Annotated in this window: 3 protein-coding genes; 2 read left to right on the top strand and 1 reads right to left on the bottom strand. The window is 51.1% G+C overall.

Translation table 11 applies throughout. The features are described from left to right. Nucleotides 1–2,974 (bottom strand): SdrD B-like domain-containing protein (locus CRO74_RS15295; RefSeq protein WP_097126894.1); only part of this gene is annotated, 2,974 nt, incomplete at its 3' end. Nucleotides 2,975–3,188: 214 nt separating this feature from the next. On the opposite strand from CRO74_RS15295, the gene priA reads away from it, so the two are divergent. Both priA and pyk read left to right on the top strand, forming a co-directional pair. After that, a complete protein-coding gene (gene priA / locus CRO74_RS15290; protein ID WP_097126893.1) occupies nt 3,189–5,720 on the top strand; it encodes a replication restart helicase PriA in 2,532 nt (843 codons plus the stop codon). Between the two features lie 105 nt (nt 5,721–5,825). After that, the gene (gene pyk, locus CRO74_RS15285) at nt 5,826–7,262 is read left to right on the top strand and encodes a pyruvate kinase (protein WP_097127119.1); all 1,437 of its coding nucleotides are present in this window, start codon (nt 5,826–5,828) and stop codon (nt 7,260–7,262) included. Nucleotides 7,263–7,265: the final 3 nt, after the last annotated feature.

Below are 7,265 nucleotides of genomic sequence, written 5' to 3'. Positions count from 1 at the left end.
AAGTAACATTCGTCGTAATGGTGGCCATCGTAGAAGGACAAGCCGGGTCGCTCACTGTTAAGGTGTAGCTGCCCGCTACCGATACAGTCGGGTTCGACACCACGCTGCTGAAGCTGGCCCCGCCTGGACTGGCTGGCCCTTTCCAGCTGTACACCGCCGGGCTGGCCGGGCTGCCATCGCCGTACTGGGCCTGCCCCGTCAGGGTCAGGCTCTTCACTGAGCAAGTCAGCGTGCCCCCACTGGCCATCGCCCGAAGCGAGGGAGCGATCTTGATTACTGTCTTATCCGATTGACGGCAGGATACATTTACAGGCGTGGGGTAAATAATGGCATAAATGTATTGATTCTGCCCATTTCCAGTGTTATTGTCTGTGGTGATGAGTGGGTTGTATAAAACAGCCCGATTTGTGTTTGGACCGGGCTTCACGGTACCTAGCACAACACCCGTATTTGCATACATGGCCGTACCGGATTGAGGGCTGGTGAACCGGACAAAGCGGACCGAGTCAACCCGACTCAGGTAGTTGCCAACGGCAACAATGGAGTCAAGTTTTGCCCCCGCACAAAGTGAAATGGTATCTTTTTCAGTAGTCAGCTCAGGGCATGAATAGATGGACAAGTCATTCGTAAAATCGTTCTGTCCGGCATCCTGCGTCGTTACTGCGATTACCGCTGATTTACCAACCAGCTGCGCATCCGAATCACGTACATCTGCATTAGCGAAACCGGTCTGATTGGCTGGCGAAAGTGTATAATACCGCTGGGGACTAGCTGCTCCCTGACGCGCTCCTGCTGCCCGTGCGGCCAATCGACCACCGGACGCGGCTAAAGGTTTAGCACCATCGAGGGTGATATTCAGGGACCCCAGCTGTGCTGTATCCATGCGAATTTCGTACTTGTGCAGATACGCCAATCCACCCGGTACCGTAACGTTATTGAAGTAAAACTGCCCTCCATCATGGGTCGTTTGGGTACCAACAACCGTTCCGCCGTTTTCCATGTCGTGCAGGGTAAGTACAACACCATCAATCCCCGGCTCATAGGCGTCCTGTATACCATCCCGATTGTCGTCGAACCAAACGCGGTTACCTAGTTCTACCGAAGCGGGATCACAGAGGGCTTTTGCATCGCCCAATCCTCCTGCCTTTCCAAATACCCCCGGCGATTCTTCAAGTGTATATAAAACATAGTTGCGATTAACGAGGCCCGTTTTGGCACCAAATACCTTAAATCCACCCGATTGATAAATGTTCTCAATTGGATCAAATGCCGACGCGATCACCTCCGTGTAGCCGGGAATGAATGTCAACGACCCGTTCGAGACCTCGGCATGACCAATTTTATTATGGAACATCCAGTAATCGTTGCCAAAGAACTCACCACCAACATTATTCTCATCAACGGGCCCCTCATTATTACCAACACCACTACCGATCAAATTACCGGATTTGCCGTTCTTCTCTAATTCGAGGGTTCCGTTATTATTATGAGCCCGCAGTAGATCTCCACCCGTAAAACCATCATACAACCCGGTACCGGCGGGGTCGTGATTTGCCACACCAGACATATTCCCGAAGCGATCCATAAACCCGATCAACATCGACCCGTCATCATCAAATTCAAGATCAGACAGGATCGGTTGCGGATACATAACAAATCGACGACTATTACCCAGCCCACAGGGTGTTGGCCAGGCATCTGTCCAGGGTAGCCAGTGGTCATACTTGGTACAATCGTATTCGGGTTGATTCGGATCAGTCGTTAAATCGGTTGGACCACGCCTAAAATCAAGGGGAAAGCTTAAAACCGTTTCAAATTGGGGCGTAGCTGCGTTGGGGTCGAATCGGTATACGGTTGCCCTCAGATCGCTTTTCTGCTGTGATGTTTCGGCCGAACAGACCACACCTACATAAATTTTACCATGATAAACTTTTAACGCCCACGGACGAAAATCACCATTCGAACAGCCAGGGGCAGGGATTGCCCACGACTTTACGGCCGTTGCCGATGTTGGCGCAATGGCCATTGAATTGATAAAGACACCATAGAGTTTTCGGTCATTCAGATTAATAAAATAAAGCGTCTTGTCATCCTCCGACATATCAATGCCTCCAATACCAATACGACCTACCGCGCTCATGGCACCGGGATCAGCGCTAGCCTGGGTCTTATCGGCAAACAAACCCGTGTGGGGATCAGCTCCCGTGTCGATTCCGAGCGTTTTAACATCCAGAAAATTGGTGGTTTTATGCGTAGCGCCATCACTCATGTAAATCCCTCCGGTGCCTAAGGGACCGAGACTCATGTGTCGTTTAATAAACGCGGCAGAAAATATCTTTTTGGTTCGTCGATGGTAGGCCAGCCCCCAAACAGACCCTATCTGATCGGCCGTAGCGATATGTTCTGGTGGGAAGTTGGTGGCCGATGCTACACCACTGGCGCTGTAGGCGATACTAACCAGCGCATCGGCTTTACCAGCCTGCCTCTCATTGGCAACCGGATTCCCGTTGGCATCGGTTGTTATCTGGGTATTCCCATTGACATAGCAGGGAACAACGAACTGAACGTTTGTTGGCTGGCAGTAATCAGCCGGATAATTGACACCAACGTTTACCTGACTGGCAGGCGCTTTCGCAAACTGCACCGTCGTTGCGCTTTCCTTACCGTAAGGACCGTTGTAGTTGCCCGGCGGCAAATCGCTGAACTCAATCCGTACGGGTTTACCAGCCGGGATTTCGGACGAACTGAATGAATACTTCCCGTCAGAATCCGTAATTCTCTGGATTGGCATGTTAGCCAGGTCAACGAATGCGAGAACTTTCACGCCTGATACGCCTGCCTCAATGGGCAATGTATCAGAACGAACGCCATTTAAGTCAAAGTCTCTAAATACGATCCCACTTACCTGAGCTTGTGCAGTTCCCCAACTACCCACAATGACCCAAAAGCATAACAACATGTACAGTTGTTTCATACAAGAATAGTTTACTAAGTCAAATAACAAGTTACTATAAGGCCAACAACCAGGTATAGGAATAGGGACAAAAAGCCCCATACAGAAAACAAACGACTATATTCTTATATTATGGATTGTGTACTACCGGGAGTCGACCATTCCATTTTACGCAAAAGCTTTGCCAGCGACTGGGGCTTTTCTCCGTATCTTTACTGAACGACCTGACTAGATTGTGGAAAACCAAGCTAATACGTTATTTTCATCATTTGACGGTGAAGAAATAACCTTCTTCGCCGATTTGATCCTACCTATTCCCGTACCCAAGCTCTTTACCTACCGTGTACCGAGAGGCATGGCGGACGGAATCAAAATTGGTGCCAGAGTCATCGTCCCATTCGGCAAAAAGAACGGCAGAGTTTTCACCGCCATTGTTGCAAGGCTACATAATACCCCGCCAACGGGCTACCAGGCACGTTACATCAATGAAACACTGGACGAATACCCTTTAACCACAAGTTACCAGCTAGAGCTTTTCAGATGGATCGCAGACTATTACATGTGCTGTATCGGCGAGGTTATGAATGTGGCGCTTCCATCGGGCCTGAAGATTTCCAGCCAGTCCAAAGTGCAGTTTAACCCCGATTTCAACTACCCCGAACTGCTTACCGAACTTGAAGAAACGTTACTTACCGAACTCAAAAAGCACCCGGCTCTATCGTACGATGAAGTTGGTCGGCTGGCTGGTGAGGGGACTAACGTAGCGGCCCTGATTAAGTCGCTGGTCGAAAAGAAAGCCATTATCGTTTTCGAAGAAGTCCGGGAAAAATACACACCTAAAATGGTCCGGAAGATTCGTCTTCACCGGACCTACGAGGAGCGCGAACAATTGCTTGTTTTGCTTCAACGACTCGAAAAACTGCCCAAACAGCAGGAAGTCGTCATGCGGTACCTCAGCCATGTTCCCCTACAACGGACCCCGTCTTTGAATGAAAAGGGGCTCGACAAAACGATTCTGAACCAGGACGACGAGCTGTCGCAGTCATCCCTGACGACATTAATCAAAAATCAGGTCTTCGAAACGTTCGAGGTGATACAACCCCGGTTTTCGGATAACGGCACGGATGGACTGCAGACCGAAATCAAGCTGACCGACGCCCAGCGGACGGCCTCGAACCAGATTATGGCGCAGTTCGAACAACATAACGTTGTACTTCTGCACGGCATTACCGGCAGCGGTAAGACGGAAGTCTATATTGATCTGATTCAGCAGGCCCTCGGCAGTGGCTCGCAGGTGCTGTATCTCCTGCCCGAAATTGCCTTGACCACCCAAATCGTTGTGCGTCTGCAACGGGTATTTGGGGATAAAATGGGAATTTATCACTCCAAATTCTCCGATAACGAACGCGTGGAGGTCTGGAAAGGCGTTGTTTCCGGTCAGTATCAGTTCGTGGTGGGGGTGCGGTCCGCAGTGTTTCTACCGTTCGATAACCTGGGGCTCATTATCGTGGATGAAGAACACGAAACCAGTTACAAACAACACGATCCGGCCCCGCGCTACCACGCCCGCGATGTAGCCATTATGCTGGCGCACTGGCAGCAGGCCAAGGTGTTGCTGGGTTCGGCCACGCCCTCGCTCGAAACGTACTATCAGGCCAAACAGGGCCGCTATGGGTTGGTGGAACTGTTTCAGCGCTTTGGCGAGGCTACGCTGCCCAATATCATGCTGGTAAACATGCAGCAGGAGAAAAAACAGAAGACGCTGAGAAATGAGTTTTCGTCGGTATTGCTGGGTGCCCTGGAAGCCAACATGGAGCGGAAAGAGCAAAGCATCCTGTTCCAGAATCGCCGGGGGTATTCGCCCTATATGCAATGCGAAGATTGCGACTGGACGGCGGAGTGCCCCAACTGCGCGGTTAGCTTAACCTATCACCAACGCGACGCCGAGTTGCGCTGTCACTATTGCGGCCATAAAGAAGGGGTGCCGCGCATGTGTCCCACCTGTGGATCGACCAAGGTGAAGACCATCGGCTTTGGCACGGAAAAGCTGGAAGATCAGCTCCAGATTTTCTTCCCGCAGTCGCGGGTGCTGCGCATGGATCTGGACACCACCCGCGCCAAAAACGCCTATCAGCAGATCATTCAGGAATTCGAAGGTGGTCAGGTCGATATTCTGGTGGGTACCCAGATGATCACCAAAGGGCTTGACTTCGACAATGTTAGTCTGGTTGGTATCTTCGACGCCGACCGGCTTATCCATTTTCCAGACTTTCGGGCTACTGAACGGGCCTTTCAGATGATTACGCAGGTGAGCGGCCGGGCGGGTCGGCGGGCGGGTCGTCAGGGAACGGTACTCATCCAGACCAGCAATCCACAACAGCCGATTCTACAAAAAGTTATCGATAACGACTACAAAGGGCTGTTTAAAGAGGAGCTTCAGGAGCGACAGGATTTTAATTACCCGCCTTTTTCACGGCTCATCAAGCTAACCGTTCGCCACACCGACCGGGCTATTAGTCACCAGGCTGCCGAACGACTGGCCGCCGAACTAATCGACGCGCTGGGCAGCAGCCGGGTGCTGGGCCCCGAAGAACCGCTGGTCGAGCGCATCCGAAACCAGTTTCTGTTCGACATCCTCATCAAGATTGAACGCGACAAAGTGAACATAAAAGCGGTGAAAACGTACATTCAGGATCGCATCAACGACATCCTCACCGACAAAGGATTACGGCAGGTCAGCATCGTAGCCGATGTGGATTGTTTGTAAGTTCGGTACTCTTACTGTAAAATTTCAGTAAATACCACCGTTTATCAGCCCATACGGTTATTTTTGCACCGGCTTCTGGCCGATTTTGCCCAATTTTCCCGTCCCATGTCAAAGAAAACCAAGATTGTGGCCACTATTGGTCCGGCTTCCGAAACGAAAGAACAGTTGCTGGCACTAGCCAAAGCAGGTGTAAACGTTTTCCGACTCAATTTCTCCCACGGCACCCACGAAGATCACCTGATGCGGCTTACCCGCATCCGCGAGCTAAATGCAGAACATAACCTCCACCTGTGCATATTACAGGATTTACAGGGGCCAAAAATCCGCATCGGTAATGTTGAAAATAAAGATGGTGTCACCATCGTTGCCGGTCAGGAACTCGTTTTCACTAACGACGACATCATTGGTACCGCCGAACGTGTTAGTACCCCGTACAAAAACATGTACCGCGATGTACACCCCGGCGAACGGATTCTGATGGACGATGGCAAATTAGAGGTACGCGTTCTTCGTAAAGAAGGTACCGATGTCGTTACGGAGGTCGTTTACGGTGGCTCGATGAAGTCCAAAAAAGGCGTAAACCTGCCCAATACGAAAGTATCGATGCCCGCCGTTACCGAAAAAGACTGGGCCGATCTGGAGTTTGGTCTGGAGCACGATGCCGAATGGATTGCCCTTTCGTTTGTTCGGGAAGCGTCCGAAATCATCGAAATCAAAGAATACATCAAGTCGAAAGGCAAGAAGAGCCGCGTTATCGCGAAAATCGAAAAGCCCGAAGCTATTCAGAATATCGACGAAATCATTGCCGCTACGGATGGCCTGATGGTAGCCCGTGGCGACCTTGGCGTTGAGCTACCGGCCGAAGAAGTGCCGATGATCCAAAAGATGCTCGTTGAGAAGTGTAACCGGGCCGCCAAGCCCGTCATTGTGGCCACGCAGATGCTGGAGAGCATGATCGATGCGCCACGCCCAACCCGCGCTGAAGTCAATGACATTGCCAACTCGGTCATGGATGGCGCAGATGCCGTTATGCTGAGCGCCGAAACCGCTTCGGGCAAGTACCCCATTCTGGCGGTCGAGAGCATGGCCAATACCATTCGGCAGGTTGAGCAGTCGACGGATAAAATTTACTATCGCTACCACGCACAGGTAAACGAGCAGCCGACGGAGAACGTCCTCAACGACAATGTTGTGATGAGCGCCTGCCGACTGGCACGGGATACGAAAGCGAAAGCAATTATTGGCATCACCAATTCCGGCTATACGGCCGTACGCCTTTCGCACCACCGCCCCAAAGCCGATCTGTTTGTGTTCTCCAATGATTCTCAACTGCGGAACACCCTGGGTCTTTACTGGGGCGTTCAGGTAATTCCTTACGAGCCGGATTTAAATTTAACCATCGACCAGACTGTAGAAGGTATCAAACAAACACTCGTTGGTCAGGGCCAGCTGGAATCGGGCGATATCTTCATCAATACGCTCAGTATGCCTCTCACCCAGGCCCGCCGGACGAATACGGTGAAATTGAGTACGGTAGATTAAGGA

The organism is Spirosoma fluviale (genome assembly GCF_900230225.1).
In the GTDB taxonomy this organism is placed as follows: Bacteria; Bacteroidota; Bacteroidia; order Cytophagales; family Spirosomataceae; genus Spirosoma; species Spirosoma fluviale.
The sequence above is the reverse complement of the archived record's forward strand: the minus strand, read 5'-3'. Positions and strand labels throughout refer to the sequence as shown.